15 protein-coding genes are annotated in these 21,505 nt (G+C 58.4%); 2 read left to right on the top strand and 13 right to left on the bottom strand.

Annotation, left to right across the window (positions count from 1 at the left end; translation table 11 throughout):
- Positions 1–230: 230 nt before the first annotated feature.
- The 13 genes from FGQ86_RS11450 to FGQ86_RS11510 form a co-directional block, all read right to left on the bottom strand.
- Complete coding sequence (locus FGQ86_RS11450; protein ID WP_033126968.1) at positions 231–3,779, bottom strand: ABC transporter ATP-binding protein/permease; 3,549 nt, start codon at positions 3,777–3,779, stop codon at positions 231–233.
- Positions 3,780–3,916: 137 nt separating this feature from the next.
- Complete coding sequence (locus FGQ86_RS11455) at positions 3,917–4,651, bottom strand: 3-deoxy-manno-octulosonate cytidylyltransferase (protein ID WP_033126967.1); 735 nt, start codon at positions 4,649–4,651, stop codon at positions 3,917–3,919.
- Positions 4,648–6,249, bottom strand: a complete 1,602-nt coding sequence (locus FGQ86_RS11460; protein ID WP_033126966.1) for a polysialyltransferase family glycosyltransferase — start codon at positions 6,247–6,249, stop codon at positions 4,648–4,650. The genes FGQ86_RS11455 and FGQ86_RS11460 overlap by 4 nt, the downstream gene beginning before the upstream one ends.
- Positions 6,246–8,960, bottom strand: a complete 2,715-nt coding sequence (locus FGQ86_RS11465; RefSeq protein WP_138304121.1) for a hypothetical protein — start codon at positions 8,958–8,960, stop codon at positions 6,246–6,248. The genes FGQ86_RS11460 and FGQ86_RS11465 overlap by 4 nt, the downstream gene beginning before the upstream one ends.
- Positions 8,941–9,456 (bottom strand): HAD hydrolase family protein, encoded by a 516-nt coding sequence (locus FGQ86_RS11470; RefSeq protein ID WP_242842878.1) that lies wholly within the window; start codon positions 9,454–9,456, stop codon positions 8,941–8,943. The genes FGQ86_RS11465 and FGQ86_RS11470 overlap by 20 nt, the downstream gene beginning before the upstream one ends.
- The gene (locus FGQ86_RS11475; RefSeq protein ID WP_033126964.1) at positions 9,457–11,034 is read right to left on the bottom strand and encodes an aldolase catalytic domain-containing protein; all 1,578 of its coding nucleotides are present in this window, start codon (positions 11,032–11,034) and stop codon (positions 9,457–9,459) included.
- Entirely contained in the window at positions 11,012–12,394 is a 1,383-nt protein-coding gene (locus tag FGQ86_RS11480; RefSeq protein WP_171031558.1) for an exopolysaccharide biosynthesis polyprenyl glycosylphosphotransferase, read from the bottom strand. The genes FGQ86_RS11475 and FGQ86_RS11480 overlap by 23 nt, the downstream gene beginning before the upstream one ends.
- A gap of 15 nt (positions 12,395–12,409) precedes the next feature.
- Entirely contained in the window at positions 12,410–14,470 is a 2,061-nt protein-coding gene (locus FGQ86_RS11485; protein ID WP_033126963.1) for a hypothetical protein, read from the bottom strand.
- A gap of 5 nt (positions 14,471–14,475) precedes the next feature.
- Positions 14,476–15,252 (bottom strand): ABC transporter ATP-binding protein, encoded by a 777-nt coding sequence (locus FGQ86_RS11490; RefSeq protein WP_033126962.1) that lies wholly within the window; start codon positions 15,250–15,252, stop codon positions 14,476–14,478.
- A 15-nt stretch (positions 15,253–15,267) separates the two neighbouring features.
- Positions 15,268–16,026 carry an ABC transporter permease gene (locus FGQ86_RS11495; RefSeq protein ID WP_033126961.1) on the bottom strand — a complete coding sequence of 253 codons (759 nt, stop codon included), beginning with the start codon at positions 16,024–16,026 and terminating at the stop codon, positions 15,268–15,270.
- Positions 16,023–17,345: a hypothetical protein gene (locus FGQ86_RS11500; RefSeq protein WP_033126960.1), complete on the bottom strand. Its 1,323-nt coding sequence runs from the start codon at positions 17,343–17,345 to the stop codon at positions 16,023–16,025. The genes FGQ86_RS11495 and FGQ86_RS11500 overlap by 4 nt, the downstream gene beginning before the upstream one ends.
- 24 nt (positions 17,346–17,369) lie before the next feature.
- Complete coding sequence (locus FGQ86_RS11505) at positions 17,370–18,215, bottom strand: glycosyltransferase (RefSeq protein ID WP_138304123.1); 846 nt, start codon at positions 18,213–18,215, stop codon at positions 17,370–17,372.
- On the bottom strand, positions 18,182–19,357 hold the full coding sequence (locus FGQ86_RS11510; protein WP_138304125.1) for a glycosyltransferase family 4 protein: 1,176 nt from the start codon (positions 19,355–19,357) through the stop codon (positions 18,182–18,184). Before FGQ86_RS11510 ends, FGQ86_RS11505 begins: the two co-directional genes overlap by 34 nt.
- A 261-nt stretch (positions 19,358–19,618) precedes the next feature.
- Between FGQ86_RS11510 and FGQ86_RS11515 the strand changes: the two genes are divergently transcribed.
- Both FGQ86_RS11515 and FGQ86_RS16710 read left to right on the top strand, forming a co-directional pair.
- Positions 19,619–20,002, top strand: a complete 384-nt coding sequence (locus FGQ86_RS11515; RefSeq protein ID WP_033126959.1) for a hypothetical protein — start codon at positions 19,619–19,621, stop codon at positions 20,000–20,002.
- A gap of 136 nt (positions 20,003–20,138) precedes the next feature.
- On the top strand, positions 20,139–21,500 hold the full coding sequence (locus FGQ86_RS16710; protein ID WP_347562510.1) for a TetR family transcriptional regulator: 1,362 nt from the start codon (positions 20,139–20,141) through the stop codon (positions 21,498–21,500).
- Positions 21,501–21,505 lie beyond the last annotated feature (5 nt).

Raw genomic sequence — 21,505 nt, forward strand, 5'->3', positions numbered from 1 at the left:
TACCATGTGCAGGGAACGTACCGCTTAACTTTAGAGTTGATAAGTAGGGGATTTTTCTTGATAAAAACCGGAAGGATTATTGAAATGTTGATAACTACAATAGAAAAGCCCCGGGGTAAACCGGGGACTTTGTCTACAGTCTGAAAGGATATACCTGCTTCCAAAGGCAGGTATATCCTTTTTTAATTCCGTATATCTGCTAAATTCCGGGTATCCGTCCCCGCCAACGCCTACTCCACCCGGAGAGCCGTCACCGGATCGCTCTTTGCCGCCTTCCTGGATGGGATCAGCCCGCCCAGCAGGGTGAGCACGATGCTCAGGGCGATGAGGATGACCGCCGGGACGGGCGACAGCACCGCGCTGACCTCATTGGAGCCGGCCACATAGTGGATCAGCATGTTGCCCGGGATCAAAAGCAGAAGGCTCAGCCCGATGCCGATGAGCCCCGCGCAGCCCCCGATGATAAAGGTCTCCGCGTTGAACACCTGGGAGATATTCCTCCTGGATGCGCCGATGGCCCGCAGAATGCCGATCTCCTTCTTTCTCTCCAGGACGCTGATGTAGGTGATGACGCCGATCATGATGGAGGACACGATGAGGGAGATGGCCACAAAAGCGATGAGCACATAGCTGATCACATTGACGATGTCCGTGACGGAGCTCATCAGTGTGCCCACCATGTCGGAGTAGGTGATCACCTTCTCATCCTGCCCCTCCTTCTCCATGCGGCTGTTGTAGTCGTCCAGTATCTGCACCACCTGGTCCTTGCTCTCAAAGTCCTTCGGGTAGATGCTGATGCCTGCAGGCTCATCGAAATCCGCGTAGCCAAGGGTCCGCAGATTGCTCTTGTAGGAGGCTGTCCCCGCGGACTGGAAGGACATGAGCAGCTCCGTCATCTGGGTCTCATCCATGTTCATCTCAAAGGCGCTCTGGAAGGCCTCCGGATCGATGGAGAGGGCGTTCTGTATGTTCTCCCCGATCTGGGCTGCCGCCCTCTGCATGGCGCTCTCCATGCCGGAGGTGATCTGTCCCATCATGGTCTGGACAGCAGAGGTGATCTGCCCCTCCAGGGCCTGGGCTGTGCCGCTCTCCATGACAGAGGACATGTAGCTCTCCACCGCCCCCGTCAGCTGCTGCTCCAGGGCCTCTGTATCCAGCATGCCCGCCAGGGCCGCCGTCAGCTGCCCCTTGGCTCCTTCCGTCCCCAGATAGGCGAGGAAGCTCTCCCCGATCTTTGAGGGGTCCGGCAGATTGTTATTTGCCGCGTAGGTCTGGTAGCCGGCCGCCAGCTCGCTGGCCAGCTTCTGGAGCTGCTCCTGGGTGATATTGATGTCCATGCCGGAGGGGAAGGTCTCCCCCGCCCACTGTTCCAGGATGGCCTGGGCCTCCCCTGTCTGCAGGTAGGCCGTCAGGTACTCGTCAAATTTCTCCCCGTCTGTCCAGCCATTTGCCTGGGCATAGGACTGATAACCTGCCAGTATCCTGGAGAGCAGCTCCCGGAGCTGGTCTGTGGTGACGGTGGTCCCGCCGCCGGACTGGATGATCTCGCGGATATTGTCCTCCAGGATTTCCCTGGCCTCCTCCGTGTTCAGGTAGGACACAAAGGCCTCCCCCAGCTTTGTGTAGTCTGTGGCCGGATTCTGGGAGGCATAGGCCTGGTAGCCCTCCAGCAGGCCCTGGGCCAGGCTGCCCAGCTGCTCCGGCGTGACGGTCAGATCCATGGCCTGGCCCAGGGAGGACAGGTCAAAGCCCTCCATGGCGGGCAGCTGGGTCTCCACCGCATCCAGGTCGATCATGCCGGACAGGTCCAGAGTCCCGCCGCCTCCGCTTGAGCCGCCTGTCAGGTCAAGGGAGCCGGACAGCCCGGCCGCCATGGCGGAGGAGTCAAAGGAGAAGGCGTTCTGCAGGGCCTCCGCGTCAATGGTAAAGAGGGAGTCCATATCCAGCCCCTGGCTGCTCTCCTCCCCGAAGGGCTCGCCGGAGAACACGTTCACATTCGGATCCGCGATCTGCTGCTGTACGATCTGGCTGTCCCCAGCCTCCTCCACCAGGTGCTCTGTCAGGGAGGCCGGATAGCCGATGCCGGACTGGAGCATCATGGCGTTGCCGTCCTGTGAGGGCTGCACGATGCCCACCACAGTCAGGTCCTCCCCGTTTTCCACCAGCTTACGGACGTAGGACTGGTCGTCGGACCGGTCCGTCCACACCTGGTACTGGCTGTCGTAGGTGTAGTAGTCCGCGCTGTCCACCAGCTTGAAGGTGGTGCCGATGATGTCATCGTAGGAGTAGGTGCCGATATCCTCCGGCGTGTCAATGTTTTCCTCATTCAAAAACTGCTGTATCATCTCATCCAGCTCCAGGGGATCCCGCAGTCCCAGCGTGTAGAGCATCATGTCGCTGATGCTGCCTCCCTGGGTCAGGACCACCACGCACTCATTGTACTTCTCGGGCCATCTGCCCGCCTTCACGTCGTACTGCCCCTCGTAGAGGGAGGCGTTTGCCGGCATCTCGTAAAAGACGTCCGTGCTCATCATGGAGGACATGAGGCTGCTGGAGCTGGAGGAGGAGCCGAACCCCAGGGCGTCAAAGGAGTGGTCCGGGTTCACCTGGCGCACCTGGTCGTCGTTTACGCGGTAGATCTGGGGCGTCACATTGTAGCTGTACTCCACCGCGTTCGTGTAGTCCCCGATGCCGCTCTTCCCGCTGTCAAAGTACTCCTTCAGGGACTTCAGGTCGTTGGAGTCCATCTTGGAAAACATGTCTGTCACCATCTGGATGACATTCACCTCCCCGGAGCTGCCGCCGCTGCCGGAGCCGGTCATCATCATGGAGGACAGGTCAAAGCCTGTGCTCTGGATCTCCAAGGGATACTCTGACAGGGTCTCCTCCTCCATATTCTGGATATAGTCGTTGACTCCCGTGGAGAGGGCCAGGATGAGGGCAATGCCGATGATGCCGATGGAGCCCGCAAAGGAGGTGAGGATGGTCCGGGCCTTCTTGGTCCGCAGGTTGTTGAAGCTTAAGGAGAGGGCCGTGAGGAAGGACATGGACGTCTTCCCCAGGTTTCTGTGCTCCGGCTCCTCCAGCTCCCTCTCATCCACCGCAAAGGGATCTGAGTCCTCCCGGATCTTCCCGTCCCGCAGGCGCACGATACGGGTGGCGTACTCCTGGGCCAGCTCCGGGTTGTGGGTCACCATGACCACCAGGCGGTCCCGGGCCACCTCCCGCAGAAGATCCATGACCTGCACGCTGGTGTCGCTGTCCAGAGCGCCGGTGGGCTCATCCGCCAGCAGGATATCCGGGTTGTTCACCAGAGCCCTGGCGATGGCCACCCTCTGCATCTGCCCGCCCGAGAGCTGGTTTGGCTTCTTGTGGAGCTGTTCCCCCAGCCCCACCATGGCCAGGGCGTCCGCCGCTCTCTGCCGGCGCTCCGCCTTGCCGATGCCGGATATGGTGAGAGCCAGCTCCACGTTGGCCAGGATGGTCTGATGTCCGATGAGATTATAGCTCTGGAACACAAAGCCGATGGTGTGGTTCCGGTAGGAGTCCCAGTCTCTGTCCTTATATTTCTTCGTGGACACGCCATTAATAATCAGGTCGCCGCTGTCATACCGGTCCAGTCCCCCTATGATGTTGAGAAGCGTGGTCTTTCCGGAGCCGCTGGGCCCCAGGATGGCCACAAATTCGTTGTCCCGCAGGTTCAGGCTTACATGGTCCAGCGCCTTCTGCACCAGGCTTCCTGTCCTGTATTCCTTACAGATGTCTTTAATCTGAAGCATGTGTGATCCCGTCTCCTTTTTTCTGTAAATGTCCGCGCGGTGATCTTTGCACAAAAGATCACCGCCCGCGAAAAACAATCCAGTTTCAAGTATAGCGGGCGGCTCTTTTATAGTCAACAGAGCCCATTATTAAATTTTTATAACCTCTTTTCACCCATCCTCTCCCGCACCCAGCGAAGGTCCGCCTCCGTGTCCACAGACAGACTGTCCGCCCGCTCCACCGGGATCAGCCGAAGCTCTTTTCCGTAGTCCAGAAAACGCAGGGTGTCAATTCCCTCGATCAGCTCCAGCCGCCCCGGGACGGAGGACTTATAAAAATCCAGCATTTTCCGGTTGTAGCCGATGATCCCCACATGCTTATAATAGGAAAAAGACACATCGCAGAAGGGGTATGGCACCGGCGTCCTGGACATGTAGAGGGCCCGGAAGCTGTCGTCAAAGACCACCTTGATGTTGGAGGCGTGACAGAGCTGGGCCGGGTCCTTCACCCGGGCGATGATGTTGGTGCCGAACTCCACGTCCAGGGGAACCTCGTCCGGCACGGCGGCGTCGATGTTGGCCGGGTCGATGAGGGGCTCATCCCCGTTGATCTGCACGTAGAAGTCCGCCCTCACCTGCCCTGCCGCCTCCTGCAGCCTCTCCGCCGCCGTCCGGTGCTCCCGCCCTGTCATGACCACCGGGATCTGAAGGCCTCTGCAGGCCTCCTCTATCCGCCGGTCGTCCGTGGCCACCCACACCTCATCCAGCCGCCGGGCCCTCCTGGCCCTCTCGCAGACCCACCACACCATGGGTCTGCCCTGGATCTTAAGCAGGGGCTTCCCGGGCAGCCTGGTGGAGCCGTACCGGGCCGGTATGATGCCTGCTGTCCTCACTGCGTCCTCCCCCCTCTTCTCTCGCCCGCTTCCTTCAGGCTTCTTATTTCCTCTCTCAGCTCCTTCTCCGTCTCTATATACTCCAGCAGCCGCCGCTCCGTAGCTGCCAGAATTCCCTCCAGCATGCAAATCCGCAGCTCCTCCTCTGTCAGCCCTTCCACGGAGATGGTCTTCCCCTGGTGGGGAAGCTCCCTCCTTTCCCTGAACTCCTCTGCCATCCTGTTCACCTCGCTCCTTGCCGAATAAAAATACATGATATGCCGCGCATCTCCCTCCCGGACCACCAGGGGCCGCAGCTGAAAAAAGCGCTCCCTGCTGCCGGGGTCATACATCCTGTACCTTCCCTTTTCATTGAGCCAGAGGACTGCCCAGGGATCCGTCTCCTCCCCGGGAGGACGCTCCCCCGGCAGCTCCCGGGAGCCTTCATCTCCCCGCAGCAGGAGGAGGGCGCAGGCCTCCGCCTCCCGGCACTCTTTTTTCCGGTACTCTCCTTCCCGGTACTCCCGGATGTCCAGGGCGTCCCAGGGCTCTCCCATACACCTGGCCATATTCCGCAGCTGCGCCAGGTTGACCCCCTCTGTCAGGATCCCCTCCATCCCTAAATGCAGCGCCAGACAGAGAGCCATACAGTAAAGGGCATCGTGCTGATAGCTCTCCTCGTACTCCGGATTAAAAAGGATCTGTCTGTCAAAAAACCGCCGGATCTGGTTCACCCCTGTGGAGCTGACCGTGCAGACCGTGCCCGGAAGCCGGTCAAAGGCCAGGGGCAGAAGCTCCGAGGGAAAGTTCCCCTCTATGAGCTCCGCCTCGGGAAAGAGGAGGGAGTAGTAGAGGATATCGTCCGGATGGGGCTTGATGCGCACCCGTCGGCCCTCCAGATAGTAGTCAAACAGATGCCGGTAAATGTCGATCTGGCCGTCAAAGGTAAGCTGGCCCAGGCTGGCAAACTGCTGGGTGAGAAGGAGCACCTCATCCTCCCGCCCCGAAAGCCTCGGAACCTGGAAAATGCACCGGATCTCCTCCTGCTGCCGCCCGGGCAGTCTGTGGAATTCCTCCATGACCTGAAAATCCTCCGCTCTGGGGTCCAAAAAGCCCGGCTCCTGGGCAGCCATGTCGCAGTACTTCTTTGTGATCAGGGGACTGGTGTGGTCGTAAAGTCCGTATTTCTCTATGAGGGCGTACCGCCCCGGCGCGCTCTTTTGGTGAATCTGCGCCAGGACCCAGGGACGGCTCAGAGCCCCGCTGCCGTCCTCGAACATCTCAAAGGAGATGCCCTCTGACAGGAGATAGACCTGCAGGTAGGTGTGGATCCCGGCGATGAGTATCCTCTCAAAGTCCTGTGGCCTGTAGGGAATGCTCCTTGCCAGCTCCTCTCCCACCTGGCGGATGATCTCCTCCTCCGACCCTCTGTAGCCCCCGAACCGGAACAGGTACACCTCATTGAAGAACCGCTTCGTCTCCAGCTCAAAATACCGGGGCATCCTCTCTTTGATGTAGTCCCCCAGTATGAGGACACATTTTCTGTCTCTGTAATACATCTGCCGGTGGACCATACACTCCAGTATCTGGTAGGCCGACAGAGCCTGGTACAGTATCATTGTCTCTCCTCCCATAATCCGGCCTTTTCCATCACCTCCCGCACGGACTCCATCACTGCCTTGTCCTGGGTGGCAAAAAGGTCTCTCCCGAAAATATAGTCTCCAAAATATTGTCTCATCCAGAGAAGGTTTCTGGAAAAATACTGGAAGGGCATGTAGGCGTCATGCCCGGAGATATCCATCATATAGGGGAAGTCCCTGAATATCTCCGTGTAGTCCCTCACAAAATCCAGCGCACCCTCATGGATCTGTCCGTCTCTTGCGTAGTTCTCCACCTCCGGAATGTCGTAGAGGAACCGGCCCTGGCTGTCAAAGCCGAGGAAGGTGGGGGTGGCGGACTGGGTCAGTATCTCAAAGAAGAAGGAGTTAAGCCTCTCATTTTCCTCCTGGTGGGCATCGTGGAGCCCCTTGTTGTGCATGGGGGAAAAGAGGTAGGTCTGCACCTGCCCCCGCTGCATCATGCCTGCCATGTAGGTGTCGTTGACATCCCTCGCGGCCGCCAGAAGACAGTGGATCTTGCAGTCCATGCCATACTCCTCCTCGATCAGATGCCTGACCTGGAGCACATTGTTGCCGGACCAGCCCACGTCCACCACGGCGGCTCTGCGGGCGTCCCCCACCTGCCGTCTCAGGTAGGACTCTATGCAGGCCTGGTCCGCGCTGTAGCAGTAGGCCAGCTCATCCCAGTGCTCCGTCACCAGTCGCCGCACCGCCTTCTCGTTCTCACTGGTTAGGTACTCCTCCTCCCGCAGCCTGTAGGCGGGAAAATATTTTTTCAGGGCCCCGATGCCCACTCTATCAAAAAGGATTCCCAGCCTGGACTTGTAGAGAGCCCCGGCCTTGTGGTGGATGATCTGGAGAAGAAAGGGATGCCTGTTCCAGTTCACAGTAGTCTTCACCACGGGAATTCTGGACCAGAGCACATAGGCTGTGGGGAAATCCGGGTACATCTGGCAAAACACCTTCTGGTACAGATCCCCTTCTCTTGCCAGAAACAGGATCTTCTCCAGCCCGTGTGCCCTGGCCTGCTCCATGATCCAGCGGCAAAATCCCATACAGTACAGCCCTGTGTACACATAGCCCACCTCGTACCAGGGTGTGTACCGGTCTCTGCCGTTGTGTAGCTTCGCGTTGACGATGCCCCGGTAGGCGCTGCCCGCCAGGCGGGACATATCCTTTGCCCGGAAGGGCCTTCCGGCCTCGTTCACATTCCTGTACTGCCTCGCCTCGATGCCCCTCTCCCGGGCGGCCTCCACATCGGACCTTGGATGGTCCCCCACATGGAAGATCGCGCCCCTGTATTTCTTTCTCAGGATGTCGAACAGGCCGCCCTTTCTCTTGGTGCAGCTGTAGTCGCAGGAGACGAGGATGTCGTCAAATCCCTCGTATCCGCAGGACCGCAGCAGCTCCTCCATCAGCTCCCGGGGCAGATACATGTCCGACACGGCCACCACCGTCTTTCCCCTGGCCTTCACCATGCGGAATACCTCCAGCATATAGGGGTTGGCAAAGCAGAGCTTTCTCTCTGTGAGGAACTCTGTCCTGGCCCCCGACACCGCCTCCACGCCGGTCTCCTCCTCCACCATCTCGTAGATGTCGTACAAGGTCACCTCCCGGCTGCCCCGCAGGAACTCGCTCCTTCTGCGGGCGTCCTCCTCCGCCTTCTTTCGTATCTCGCAGAAGTCCATGATACCCAGCTCCTCACCCACCAGGATAAAGAGGTCTGAGGGCTCGGAAAAGGGGCGCAGGATGAGTGTGTCAAAGACGTCAAAGGAAACCACGTCAAAGGCCAGCATGCTCTTGGCCAGATGGACCGGCAGAGGCCGCCCCACTGCCTCCGACTCAGCCCCTCTCTCCCAGAGACGCCCGCTGTTGGCGTTCCGGTATTTTTCCAGCGGCGCCCGCCCGGCCGCCTGCTCCGGGAACTCGTGGTACCTTTTCCCGTCAAAGGTGTACTTGAGCTTATATACATAGGCGTCTCCGCCCTTCACCTGGCTGTCCAGATACCGGTCCTCCTCGGTCTGCACCGCAAAACGCCAGTTGCCGCCCTCCCGGGACCGGTACAGATTGTAGTGGAGGGCTCCCGGGATCTTCTCCCAGACAAGCAGCAGGCCTCCGGACTCCCCCGGGGAGGCCGAAAAAGCATAGCTGCCGTCCCCCTTTTTTTCTCTCCTGTCCTTCCCCGACCCGGTCTCCGCTCCGGGGAACTCCCTGTCATCGGCCCTTCCGCAGCCTCCCTCCGCCTCTCTTACAGAGATCTGCTCCATCAGGTAGTGCTCCTTGTTTTTGACAGCCGTGACAGTCAGCGCCTCGGAGAACTCGCTGTAGCTGCTGCCGTCCAGGGAGACCTTGAACCGGAAAAAGTACATTTTGTCCTCCTCCAGCCCCCGCACCTTGCACACGTGCCTCTTCACCTTCTCCACAAAGCGGTAGTTCAGCCCGTCCCGGGACATATACACATTGTACCAGACCGCCCCCGGCACCCACTCCATGCGCAGCTTCGCGGTCCCCTCCTTCAGCTTCACAAGGACAAGGCTGTGGACCCGGTCCTTCTGGCTGTCCCTGTATTTCACTGCCAGCAGGAGAAGGACGATCCAATGCTTCCACCTTTTCTTCCTGTGCTCTCCCATATGTCCCCGCACATACCGCTCATACTCCCTCTGGATCCTCTCGTTATGGCGGACGATCCTGTCATAGAGCCAGTCCTTCATACTGTATCCCTCGCTTTTCCAGTATCATTTCCACAAATTCCCGCACAGCCCCCTCACCGCCTCTGGCGGAGAGAACGATGGGACAGTAGGCCTTCACCTGCTTGGCCGCGTCCTGAGGGCAGACGGCAAGGCCCACGCACTGCATGGCCTCCAGGTCGTTCAGGTCGTCCCCCATATAGGCCGCCTCCTGGGGGAGGATCTCATTGGTCTCAAGAAATTCCAGAAGGAACGCCCTCTTGTCCTTCACTCCCTGGAAGACGAGAGGGATGGCAAGCTCCTCGGCCCGCTTCCGGACACACTGGCTCTCTCTCCCTGTGAGGATGACGGACTCGATGCCTGCCCTCCTGGCCAGGAGGATCCCCGCCCCGTCCTTGATGCTGAACTTCTTCATCTCCGCTCCCCTGCTGTCCAGATAGACACCCCCGTCCGTCATGGTGCCGTCCACGTCCAGTATGAGATACCGTATTTTCTCCAGATTTTCCATCACCTGCTGCATCTACACCGCCTCCTCGTACAGAGAGGGAGTGAGGAAGGTGACAGGAAGACTTCTCCCCACTTCCCGGATCTCCTCCGCGATCTCTTCATTGTCCGCGCTCCTGGCGCTGTGGTATTCCCCGAAATATCCCTTCATGTAATTGTCCTGCCCCGTACTGTAGCCGTCAAAGCCGGCCAGGGCCGCCTCCTTTGCCCCCAGAAGCCGCATCAGGCGCAAAAGCAGCACCCCGCAGTTCTCCGTGGGACGGCCGTCCTGTGCCAGCCGTCCGTAGCTGACCACATCGTCCTCCTCTCCCACCCCTCTGGTAATGTTGGAGGTGAGGATCACGTGCTCCCGCGGGTTCCGGAAAGCCCGGTAGCTGTCGTACCTCTTGGCGTTGCTGAAGAAGGCGTAGCCTCCCTGCTGTTCCTCAAAGTAGAAATTGGCTGACACAGGGATGGCATCCTTCTCACGGATATAGTCCCGCACCCTGTCCCACTGGTACTCCAGGGACTTTCCCGGCGCCAAAAGGACTGCGGTCCTCCCGGCAAATACCTCCCCCAGGCTCCGGATAGCGGCCTGATCCTGGACCGTGCGGTCCTCGTAGACCCGGTACAGCTTCTCCACAAACCGCTCGTCATAGACACTCTTTTTCTCCTCTGGTATGAGCTGCAGGATGCGGTGCATGTCCCGGGCTGTCAGATTGCCCCTGGAGAGCAGGTACTCCGCGTAGTTTCTGTGGAGGTTCAGTTTGGCGGACAGAAAATATTCCGCCATGTATCCCCAGGGCTCCTTCTCCCTGATGGGCGTGATGCAGGTCTCGATGACATCCAGCACCGGATCCAGGTCGTAGCGCTTCCCGTAGCTTCGGTTCAGATAGTCCATGATCAGCTCCATGCACAGGTTGCCCGGCACCCGCCCCATCCCGTTCAGGGAGGCGTCCAGCACGCAGGATCTCTCCTGGCTCTTGATCTCCAGAAAGGTCTGGGCCAGCAGAAAGGACTGGGCCATATTCTCGTGGAGATGAAGTCCCAGCACGGTTCCCCTGTCCAGGTTGTTCTCGCACAGGGAGCTGATCCGCACCAGCTCTTTTTTGGTCATGGAGCCAAAGGTGTCCACGATGGAGAAGCCGTAGGGCCGAAGCTCCCTCACCTTCTCCAGGAGCCGCAGGAGACTGCTGTCGCTGTAGCCCATGATGTTGATGGGGTTGACAAAGAGACGGTATCCTTTCTCCATGACCCTTCTGCCAAATTCCAGCCCCTCGTCCACATCGTAGTCGTGAAAGGTGACCCGGATGGCCTCCACAGTACCGTCATTTTCCTCCAGCTTGCGGACATCGTACTTATCGTGGAGGGCCATGAGGACGTAGCCGCCCCGTCCGCCGCCCTCAGGCAGGATCTGCTTAAGCTCCCGCACCGAGTTGAAGAGGGTGCGGTCCTCCCGGTAGGCGCAGTCCCGCAGGAAACCCGCCTCAATGAGGTCTGTCCCGGCCTCCTCCAGCCCCGCCATGATCCTTCGTATGTTCTTCCGCTTAAAGTCCCAGTCATTGATGTACCCCCCGTCTCTGAGGGTACAGTCAAGAAGTCTGATCGTCTCCATCCTGTCTCTCCTTTCTTTCCCTCACAGCGCTCCTGCGCCCCTCCTCCACCCCCTCTGCGCTCTCCTTCTGGAATAAAATCCGGACCGTGAGGAAAAGGAGGCGCACATCCAGCCTGAGGGAGTAGTTGTATATATAGATGAGATCGTACTTGATCTTGTCCTCCGGCCCGGTGTTGTACTTGCCATAGATCTGGGCGTACCCGGTGAGGCCGCCCTTCACCTTCATGCGCTGGGAGAACTCTGGGATAACGCGGGAGTATTCTTCAATAAACTCCCGGCGCTCCGGCCTGGGCCCCACCATGGACATGTCCCCCTTCAGCACATTGACAAGCTGGGGCAGCTCGTCAAAATGCAGGTTCCTTATGATCCGCCCCACCCGGGTGATCCGGCTGTCATTCCTGCTGGCAAGCCTGGCCCCCTCCCGCTCCGCATCCACATGCATGCTCCGGAATTTGAGCATCCGGAAGGGCCTGCCCCCTTCAGTGTACCTGATCTGCCTGTAGAGCACAGGCCCCCCGTCCTCCAGCCGGACGCACAGAGCGATGACCAGCATCAGAGGCGCCGACAGCGCAAGGAGAGCCAGAGCCACCCCTATATCCAGGGCTCTCTTTGCCTTTTTCTGCCCCGCCGTCAGCCCTCCTTTGTGGTACTGGAACAGTACCTTGTCCTGGAGCCGCAGAATACGGGCGTTCTGGGTATAGACATCTATGAGCCCGGGGATGCTGTAGCAGTCCTTTCCCATGATCATGCACTGCTCCAGGATGGCCCCCTTGTCCCCCGGGGGCAGGTCTCCCAGGTACACCGCCTGGTATCCGCCCAGCACCTCCCCCGGCCTTTTGGCCGCCTCCCGGCAGGGGACACTGGCCGCAATGTGAAAATAGCCGTTGATCCGGTTGTTTTTCTCTGTGATCTCCTCCGGTTCCTCCCTCTCCCCGTAGATGAAAAGCGCCCGCTTGTGGGATTGTCCCCGCAGGTACAGGCCAAAGCAGAGGGCCGCCCATGCCATGCCCGCCCCGGACTGCAGGACGAGGAGCAGGAAGAACTCCCCCAGTATCTGCCACATGGAAAGGGAGCTCACCGCGCACATCAGCGCCCCGAAGAAAAGGCTGGCCGCCGCGGCCCCGAAGAACTGACTGTACATGAGATCCAGAAATCTTCGCTGTTCCACATCTCCTGCCTCCAGAATAAGCCAGAACCCCTCCAGAAGGACAAGGTACAGGACCGCCAGGGGAAGAGGCCGCCCATGCCCCAGATCTTCCAGCACCCGAAAGGCTCCAAGAAAGCTGCCCCCAAGGACCAGGAGATGACCGCCCGTCTTCAACGCCCTGAATATAGTGTATCCCTTCCTTCTTTTCTTCATACCTGCCATTTCTTTCTACTCCACATTCACGTCCGTGTCCCAGCAGAAGGAGGCCTCAAATTTTCGCCTTATCCTCCTGTCCCTCAGGAACAAAAGCAGCGGGGCGTAGGCGTCCCGTCCGGAGATCCAGCCCGTCTCCCCCTCCAGGAATTCCGGGAAGCAGCGCATGTAATCCCGGACAAAATCCAAAATTCCCTTCTGGATCCGCCGGATCTCATCCGCATGCTTTTCCTCCCTCCCGTACCGGAACACCACCTCCCCCTCCTCCCCCAGGGCAAAGCCTCTGAGCCCCGGGGAGGGGGAGGTAAACAGAAGCTCCATGTAGAGGTTATGCTTTTCCCCCAGGTTGTGGAATTTCCAGAGATCCCTGTTCTTGCTCTGGGAGAAGAGGTAGCTGTCCATCTGTCCGGAGAAGAAAAAGCCTTCCGCCGTGTCCGGGGAGGCGCTGTACACAGTGGCCGTGCCCGCCAGGGTACCGTAGACCCAGCAGGGCAGCCCCAGAACCTGGCGCAGGAACACATCCAGGGAGGCGGCCCCGCTTCCGGCCCACCCCACGTCCACCGCCGCCATGGCCGCCGCGCCGGAGGAAAGCCCCGCCAGGTATTTCCCGGCCGCCTCCCGCTCTCTCTCGTAGGACGCCTGCACCTCCTCCCACTTAGAGAGGAGAAAATCACGGCACGCTTCGGCCCTGGCGGCGCTTAGCCGCTCCTCCTGTCCCCAGCCCTGCTTCCGGCAGGCCTCCTCCAGGAGAAAGTCCAGCTCCATACTGGCAAAGATCTGACGGATGGAATACCCCTGGTCCGCCTTCTGGAAGAGAAACCTCTGAAAAAAATCGTGCTGATTGACGCCAGACAGAAGCCTGGCGGCCGCGCTCCTGGACCAGAGCACATAGCAGGTATCCTCCCCCGGATAGAGCTGGTCGTACACCTTCTTCAGCACCTCCCCGTCCCGGGAGAGAAACCAGAGCCGGCGGATTCCCCTGTCCCTGACAAACCTGTGTATGAACCGACAGTAGCCAAGGGCCAGGAGACCGCCGTACACGTAGCCGTACTCGTAGAAGGAGGTGTATCTCTTAAGTCCGCTGTGGAGCCGGATGTTGACAAGGCCCGCGTACATGCTGCCGGTGACGGCGGACATGTCCCTGGCACGGCAGGGCCGTCCGGCCTCCTGGGGACCCGGGTACCAAAAGGCCGCAAAGCCGGCCCTCTCTGCCATGCGCACATCCGCGTGGAGATTATCCCCCACGTGGACTGCCCGGCAGTCTCCCCCGTCCGTCCATTTTCTCTCAATGCTCCCTCTTACCTCCTGGTACAGGTCTCCCCTCCACTTGGACCGTCCCTGCTGGCAGGACACAAAGCAGCCGTCAAAGGCCCCCAGCCCCTTCTCCTTCAGGAGCTGCCGGATAAAATCAGACTCCAGGTACATGTCGCTCACAAGGAGGAGCCGCTTTCCCTCTCCTCTCAGCCGCTCCAGGATGGGGATGAAATAAGGATTGGCCTGACAGTACTGCCTCTCCAGCTCCATCTCCGCCCTCTGTCCCTCTTTCGCGTCCGCCCCTGTCATGGCGGAGAGGATCCTCCAGATCTTTTCCAGGGTTACCTCACCGCTGCCGCCCCGCCTCACATCCTCCTGCCTTGCCAGATGCTCCGCCTCTATCCGAAGATGCCGGAAATCCGGAATGGACAGCCTCATTCCCAGCAGATAGAAAAGATCCGCAGGCTCCCGAAAGGGGCGAAGGAGCAGAGTGTCGAAGACGTCAAAGGATACCAGGTCAAAGGAGAGCAGCAGCTCTGCCGTCTCCTTCCAGGTGGGAAGACCAGTGGCACCCGACTCCGGCAGCCTCAGCCTCCTCCTCTCATAAAAGCCGTATCCGTCCGGAAACCTGAGGCTCTCCTTTCGCCCTCCATAGTAGAGAGCGTTCCACCACAGGAGGCCTGCCGCCGCCCCCACTTTGCCGGCCATCCCCGGATGGTCTTTCCGAAAGCGCTGGTATCTCCCGGCGATCCCCGGCACCCTGCCGGCCAGGAGGCTGTACACCTTCCGTTTTACATTTTCCTGTCTCGTATGCTCCTTCATCCTTCTTACCCCTTCCCTTCGTTTTCCTGCCTGCCCCACTTTGTGTAGGCCGCACACACCTCCCCGGGGGATCCTTCCATCCGCTGACGGCCTCTCTCGAGCCACAGGGTCCGGGTACAGTTTTTCCGTATCGTGTCCACCGAGTGGGACACGATCAGGACCGTAGCCCCGCTGTGGATCATCTCCTGGATCCGGCCGGCGCTTTTTTCCCGGAAAAACATATCTCCCACGCTGAGCACCTCGTCCAGTATGAGAATGCCAGGCGTCTCCCTGGCTGTGGCGATGGCAAATCCCAGTCTGGAGACCATGCCGGAGGAAAAATTCTTCACCTTCTGCTCCATAAAGCCCTCCAGCTCCGCAAATTCCACGATCCGCCTGTATTTGCGCCGGATAAATTCCCTGCTGTAGCCCAGAAGAGCGCCGCTTAAATAGACATTCTCCCTGGCTGTCAGCTCCCGGTCAAACCCGGTTCCCAAAGTGAGGAGCTGGATGCTGTCCTGGTCCGCCACCACCCGCCCCTCCGTAGGAAGGAGGGCGCCGGAAATGATTTTCAAAAGGGTGCTCTTTCCGGACCCGTTTGTCCCGATAATGCCCAGTATCTCTCCCCGCCTGACCTCAAAGCTGATGTCGTCCAGGGCGCGTAAAATCCGGGTCTTGTTTTTCCCACGCAGCCCTCCTATGACATACTCTTTCAGGCTGGAGGCCCCCTCCAGGGGCACCTTAAAATGCATGCTCACATGCTGCACCGAGATGATCGGCTTTTCCTCTGTTCTCTTCTCCATGACCTCTCACCTGCCTTACAGTTTCTGTATCACCTTGCTCTGACTCCTGCGGAACACAAGCCTCCCGATCCCGTACATGCCGGCTCCCCACACTGCCGTCCGAAGGAGGACGCCGGCCGGGGGGATCCTGCCGTAGAGGATGCAGTCCCTGGCCCCGGCGATGAAGTTGTACACCGGGTTCTGCCAGATCACCGCCTGCATAGTCCCAGGCAGAAGCTCCAGAGGGTAAAACAGGGCGGACAGATACATCCACAGCGTCAGGGCCACTCCGTACAGGTGGCGGATATCCCCGAAAAACACATAGAGGACGGACAGGATATACCCCATGCCCAGGGAGAAAAGGAAGAGAAAAAAGACCAGCACCGGAAAGACAAGCGCGCTCCCCCTCACCGGAATGCGGAACAAAAGGAGCATGACGCCGTAGGCTGCCAGGGAGTAGAGAAAATTCACAAAGGCTGTCACCACCCTGGAGAGGGGGAAGACAGACCTGGGCAGCCGGACCTGGAGGATCAGGGCCTGGTTGTCCGCCAGGGCTGTCATAGCCGTGTTGGTGGCCGCAGTGAAAAAGCTCCAGATCACAAACCCGGTCAGATAGTATACCGGATAGTTCTCGATAGACTTTCGGAACATGGTGGAAAAGACCAGGGACAGAACAGCCATGGAGAGGAGCGGACTCAGCACACTCCACAGGATGCCCAGCCTGGAACGGCTGTATTTTCTTTTCATTTCCCTTGTCACCAGCTGCCTCAGCGCAAAGTATGGCTGTCCCTTCATCGCTTCCTTCTCTCTCCCATCTGTTTTCTGTAATACAGAGCGTATTTGTACAGGCGGTTATGCCAGAGATGGCGCCTCACATGTCTCCCGCAGAGGAGAATGGAGCCCTCCATCCAGGCGCTCTCATGGACCGGATCCCTGCGAAGTCCGACCATGGAAAGGCCCCGTGCCAGAAACCTGTTTTCCCGGATCTGCTCTTCGCTTAAGGGCGCCGCCAGGGTCTGATCCGCATCCAGCACGTCGTCGGAGAAGGCCATGCCCCCGAAGGCCTCCGCCTCCTCCCGGGTAGGGCTTCCCATGAGCCGGGCCAGCTTCCTCTGGGCTGTCCCCGGATCCTGGATATGCCAGTCCAGCGTCCGCTCTGCCAGCTCCTTTCTCTCCTCTCCCGCCTGCTCCTCCACCGCCTCAGTCACACAGGTGAGGAGGGCCCGGTTTTCAGGCCGGCCTTTCTCCCGCACGGGAGCCATCCCCTCCTTTGTCCTCCCGTATCCGACGCACATGCCCTCGGGCTGGCTGAACACGCACTCAAAGAGACTGTTGGAGAAATACACCTTTCTTCTTATCTTTCCATCCGGGCCGAAATAATATGCATGGTAATCCCGGGGATCTGCCTGTTCCGGAATGTGGTACAGCCCGTAGTAAAAGCCCTCCAGCTTCCCTCTGTAGTTCATGGACTCCAAAAGCCGCTTCAGCGTCAGCTGCATACTCCCTGTCCACCCGCTGTCCGCCACAGCGCACCGGACCGGCTCCAGAAATCCCTCCTGGGCGATCCAGGAGACTGCGTTGTCATAGGCTTTTGCCGCGTGGCTGTACACATACCGCCAGAACAGCTCCCCCTCCAGGAGGCTCTCCCGCAGCCGGAGAATCTCCCGGTAGGGGAGGACCCGGTCCAGCTCCTCACGCATGCCCATCACCTCCGCCGTCCTCTCTGCCTCCTTTTCATCCAGCCCCCCTCTTTTCAGGATTTTCCGCAGTGTGACATCCACTCCTCCCACGCAGACCTGATCCGCTATCTCTCTTTTGTCCATGAGGTGAAAGCAGGGGATCCGAAGCGCATACCTGGAGCAGCAGAAATACCGGCAATCAACAGCAGGCTCCACATCCCTTCCCAAAATCCTGGCAGCCCGGTACATAGGCCAGCCGTCCCTGGCAAGAAAATAGATCCGCCGGATATTTCTCTCTCCGGCGGATCTTAAGATCCACTTTACAAATTCAACCATGGCAGGCGCCAGCACCTCCCGGGCACGATCCCGCACAGTCTCGAGGCGCTCCTCCTCTGTGACAAGACTTCCGTCCATATCCGCTCCTTCCTCTGTCACCTGCCCCCTTATCTCCCCCGCCGGCTAGTCCGGGCCGGTCTGCGGGCCGCTGTGTGAAAGCGCGGTCTGCCGCCTCTTCAGCCATCTTCCCGCTGACCGGGGAATCATCCCTGCGGCCAGGGGACGGAAACGGCAGATCCAGGCCTTGCCCCCTGTGAGCCCCAAAGCCTGAAAGCCCTGGCTGCGAAAACGCATTTCGTCCAGGCGGTAACAGAATTTTCTCTTCTTCCAGCTGTCCGCTCCCTCCCGGTAGCAGATCAGCCTCTCCTGGAGATTATACCCACGGCAGCCCAAAATATGCAGCCTCACAAAAAGCTCATAGTCCTCACATCTCCTGACTCTCTCTGACTCATCATAGAATCCGCATTTTTCAAAAATGCTCCTGCGAAACATGACAGAGGGGTGGATGTAGGGGGAAAAGCAAAGAAAATCCTCCCTCTTGGGCTTCTCCCTCATCAGTCTCTCTCCCCAGATGCCGCCCTCGTCAAAGAGCCAGGCTCCGGTGCCCACAAAGCCGTACTCCTGGTGTTCCTCAAGAAACCGGACCTGCCGCTCAAACCGCTGGGGAAGAAGAAGGTCATCTCCGTCCATCCGGGCGATATATTTCCCCCGGGCCTTCCCGATGCAGCAGTTCAGCCCGCTGGCAATACCTCTGTTCTCATCCCCTTCCAGATAAAGGATCCTCGGATCCCTCTTGGCCAGCTGCCGGATCCTCTCCGACACAGCCTCGCAGGAGCCGTCATTGTACAGGAGAAGCTCAAAATCTGAAAAGGTCTGCTCCAGCACAGAGTCCACTGCCTCCTCAAGCTGCCTGAAAGGTCTTGGATCATACACACTCATAATGACGCTGACTTCGGGTCTTTTTTCCATATTCCAACGCTCCTGTAAATTTCTTCCATTTTTTCTCCTGCCCTCTGCCGGGAGAACCGAAGGCTCATCCTTCTTGCTTCCCTGCCCATGTCGCTTCGCAGATTCTCCCTCTGCCACAGCTCTCTGACCGCCTCCGCAAACTCCCGGGGCTGCCGTCCGCTGCACAGGAAGCCATTCTCCCCCTGGCGGATATACTCTCTCGTCCCCCGGCTGTCTGCTGCCACTACCGGAAGGCCGCAGGCCATAGCCTCCAGAGCCGCCATTCCCAGCCCCTCCCTGAGAGAGGGGAAGAGAAACAGGTCGGCGCCCTGCAGAAGGAAATCCATATCTGCCCGAAAGCCCATGAGCCTCACCCTGTCTTCCAGCCCCCGCCGCCTGACCTCTCTTTCCAGGAAGGGCCGCCAGGGTCCCTCCCCGCAGATCACATACCGGCAGGGGATATCTCCCAGCTCCTCCATGGCTCGCAGGACAGTCTGACAGTTCTTTTCCCGGTCCAGGCGGGCCGCTGTCACAAGGCAGTACTCCTCCTCCTTCACACCCATGACCTGTCTCGCCTCCTGCCGTCTGCTCCTGTCCGGGCAGAACCTGTCTGTATCTGTCCCCGTTCCCGGCATGAACGCCACCTGGCCGCCCTTCTTTAAGATAAACCGGCCGGCACAGCTTCTGTCCTCCCTGTTGATAGTCACCAGCACATCTGTCATCCTGGCCAGCGCTCTCTCCACAGGGTAAAAGAGAAACCAGCTTTTCAGAGACCCACCTTTGTAGAAATGAAAGCCGTGGGCCGTGTAGATCACCTTCACCTCTCTTGCGGAAAGCCAGGCAGCCAGCCGTCCAAGCACACCTCCCACAGGATTGTGGCAGTGCACCACATGGATCTCCTCCCTGCGTATGATGCGGATCAGCTCCACCAGCGCCCGGCAATTTTCCTTTATATGAAAAGGGGACTTCCGGATAGAAACAGGGTGCACCTGGATCTCATTTTCCGTGAAATACTCCTCATCAAAATCATAGCCCTTACTCCCGAAGCCGGACGCATAGTGGATCCTGGCTCCTGCCTTTCGCAGAATGTCCACCGTATTCCTTTCAAACTGCCACAAAAAGCCGCTCACCGTCGTCACAATCAGTACATTCTTCTGTCTCACAGCCCATCTCTCCTTACCCCTGTGTCTCTTTTCTGCTGCGCTATCAGTCTAACATCCTGCCCATGGATATTCCTTATGGTTTTTCTGGAAAAACATATGAAAGCTGGAAATCAAAAAGCGGCAAAAAAATGATGTGATTTTTAAGGGGATACCACTGGCATTTTCCCGCCATCCGTGCTATACTTAGTTTACAGATTTTTACGTAAACTTCTGAGTTTCTCGCTGACAAAGCGCTTTTTCACAGGCAGGAGGTGAACACATATGTCAAACGATGAGCTGCTTCGGTACATAGCGGAGCATATGTTGACTAAGGACGAATTCAGGACTCTGGAGGGCAATCTGGAAGCTTTGGAAACAAAGATGGCTACCAAGGACGAGCTCAGGGCTCTGGAGGGCAATCTGGAAGCTCTGGAAACAAAGATGGCCACCAAAGATGATCTTAGAGAGACGGAAAACATGATACTCACAGAGGTAGACCGGATCCAGGAACGGTCTGAAGAGCACTACGCAGAGCTCAGCACCCGCATCAGAAATCTGGAAAATAAAGTCGTTGTACGATCAGAGCAAAGCACGATCGCTCTGCTGGTGGATGTCGTTTCTACGTTAAAAACGGATGTCGAATATCTGAAGGCCAAAATCTCGTAACTATTCCCATTATTGTTCTTTCCACTTGTTTTTCCGACATGTGTGTCGTATAATTATTTTACAGACATACGTGTCGGAAAATTTGTGTACAGAAATCACCCATAATTTGACTTACAATGATCAGGGAGGAACCTATATGAACATGCGCGGCACCCAGACCCGGGAAATGATCAAAAAAAAGTCCCTTGTCCTCTTCTCACAGAAGGGATTTAAGGGAGTGACCATGAAGGATATCTGCGGGATAACCGGACTGAGCCGGGGCGGTCTCTACTGCCACTACAGCAGCACCAGACAGATCTTCCGGGAAATCATAGAGGATCTCATGAAGCAGCAGGAAAATGAATTCCGCGCGAAGATCCAAGCGGGAAAAAGCGCCGCTGCCATACTGGACGATGTTCTGGACCGCTATGAAGCGGAGATGGCAGAAAGCTCCTCGTGCCTCTCTCTGGCCATCTATGAATATTTCAGCAGCAGGGAAACGGCCGCCTCCGGGAAAAATCAAAATCCCATCTCCCTCCAGTATCAGCGCTCTGTGGCCATGTGGACGGAGCTGATACAGTACGGCGTGGATCGGGGTGAATTCCGGCAGGTTCACATCCCTGCTGTGTGTGATCTGATCCTCTTTTCCTATCAGGGTGTCCGGATGTACAGTCAGATCGGGCCAGCCAGCCGGTCTCTCCCCTCCCGCATCACAGGGGAAATCCGAAAAATTCTGGTCAGAGATCAGGATGGAGGGCAAAAAGGAAAGGACGGGACAGCTCTCATCAATCCCACCGATGTCATCTCCAGGATTCCCGGCTTTCCTGAAGTGTGCATCACCACCTTCTCGCAGGACATGATCGCACAGTTTGTCAGCAATAATCCAGCCCGGATGATCGCATCCCTGAAAACTGCCAACGGGGATCTGCCTGTGTATGAGATATCTGCCGGCGGGAAAAAAGCGGCCCTTTTCCTCTCCCGCGGGGGCGCCCCCGCCTGCGCCGTGGGGCTTGAGGAGGTTATCGCCATGGGCGCAAAGAAAATCATCTTTTTCGGGAGCTGCGGAATTCTGGATGAAGCAAAAACAAAAGGCCGGATCATCCTCCCCTCCTCTGCTCTGCGGGACGAGGGTACCAGTTTCCACTACTGTCCGCCCTCCCCGGAGCTGACCACGCCGGAGCACATACTTTCTTTTATGGAAGAAATCCTGGCAGAGCTGGAAATACCCGGCGTTACCGGAAAAATCTGGACCACAGACGCCATTTACCGGGAGCTTGACTCCCAGGTCGCGCAGAGGCGGGCACAGGGATGTCTGGCGGTGGAAATGGAGTATGCGGCAGCCCTGGCTGTAGCCATCTTCCGCGGGGCAGAGCTCTACCCCTTCTTCTATGGCCTGGACAGCTTTGAGGGGGATAGCTGGCAGATGAAGGACTTGCCGGAATACGGCGTCAAGAGCTGCGGGAAATTCTTCCGCATCGCTCTTGCCTGCGCCGGCCGCCTCGCCTCTGAGAGGTCGTGACCCTG

The organism is Clostridium sp. BSD2780061688st1 H5 (genome assembly GCF_005845155.1).
Taxonomy (GTDB): Bacteria; Bacillota; Clostridia; order Lachnospirales; family Lachnospiraceae; genus Claveliimonas; species Claveliimonas intestinigallinarum.

Bases quoted from the DNA above. Each gene is read 5' to 3' on its own strand.
- FGQ86_RS11450 (WP_033126968.1), bottom strand. From the start codon at position 3,779: ATGCTTCAGATTAAAGACATCTGTAAGGAATACAGGACAGGAAGCCTG.
- FGQ86_RS11460 (WP_033126966.1), bottom strand. From the start codon at position 6,249: ATGATACTGTACCAGGCTCTGTCGGCCTACCAGATACTGGAGTGTATG.
- FGQ86_RS11465 (WP_138304121.1), bottom strand. From the start codon at position 8,960: ATGAAGGACTGGCTCTATGACAGGATCGTCCGCCATAACGAGAGGATC.
- FGQ86_RS11470 (WP_242842878.1), bottom strand. From the start codon at position 9,456: ATGCAGCAGGTGATGGAAAATCTGGAGAAAATACGGTATCTCATACTG.
- FGQ86_RS11475 (WP_033126964.1), bottom strand. From the start codon at position 11,034: ATGGAGACGATCAGACTTCTTGACTGTACCCTCAGAGACGGGGGGTAC.
- FGQ86_RS11480 (WP_171031558.1), bottom strand. From the start codon at position 12,394: ATGAAGAAAAGAAGGAAGGGATACACTATATTCAGGGCGTTGAAGACG.
- FGQ86_RS11485 (WP_033126963.1), bottom strand. From the start codon at position 14,470: ATGAAGGAGCATACGAGACAGGAAAATGTAAAACGGAAGGTGTACAGC.
- FGQ86_RS11490 (WP_033126962.1), bottom strand. From the start codon at position 15,252: ATGGAGAAGAGAACAGAGGAAAAGCCGATCATCTCGGTGCAGCATGTG.
- FGQ86_RS11495 (WP_033126961.1), bottom strand. From the start codon at position 16,026: ATGAAGGGACAGCCATACTTTGCGCTGAGGCAGCTGGTGACAAGGGAA.
- FGQ86_RS11505 (WP_138304123.1), bottom strand. From the start codon at position 18,215: ATGGAAAAAAGACCCGAAGTCAGCGTCATTATGAGTGTGTATGATCCA.
- FGQ86_RS11515 (WP_033126959.1), top strand. From the start codon at position 19,619: ATGTCAAACGATGAGCTGCTTCGGTACATAGCGGAGCATATGTTGACT.
- FGQ86_RS16710 (WP_347562510.1), top strand. From the start codon at position 20,139: ATGAACATGCGCGGCACCCAGACCCGGGAAATGATCAAAAAAAAGTCC.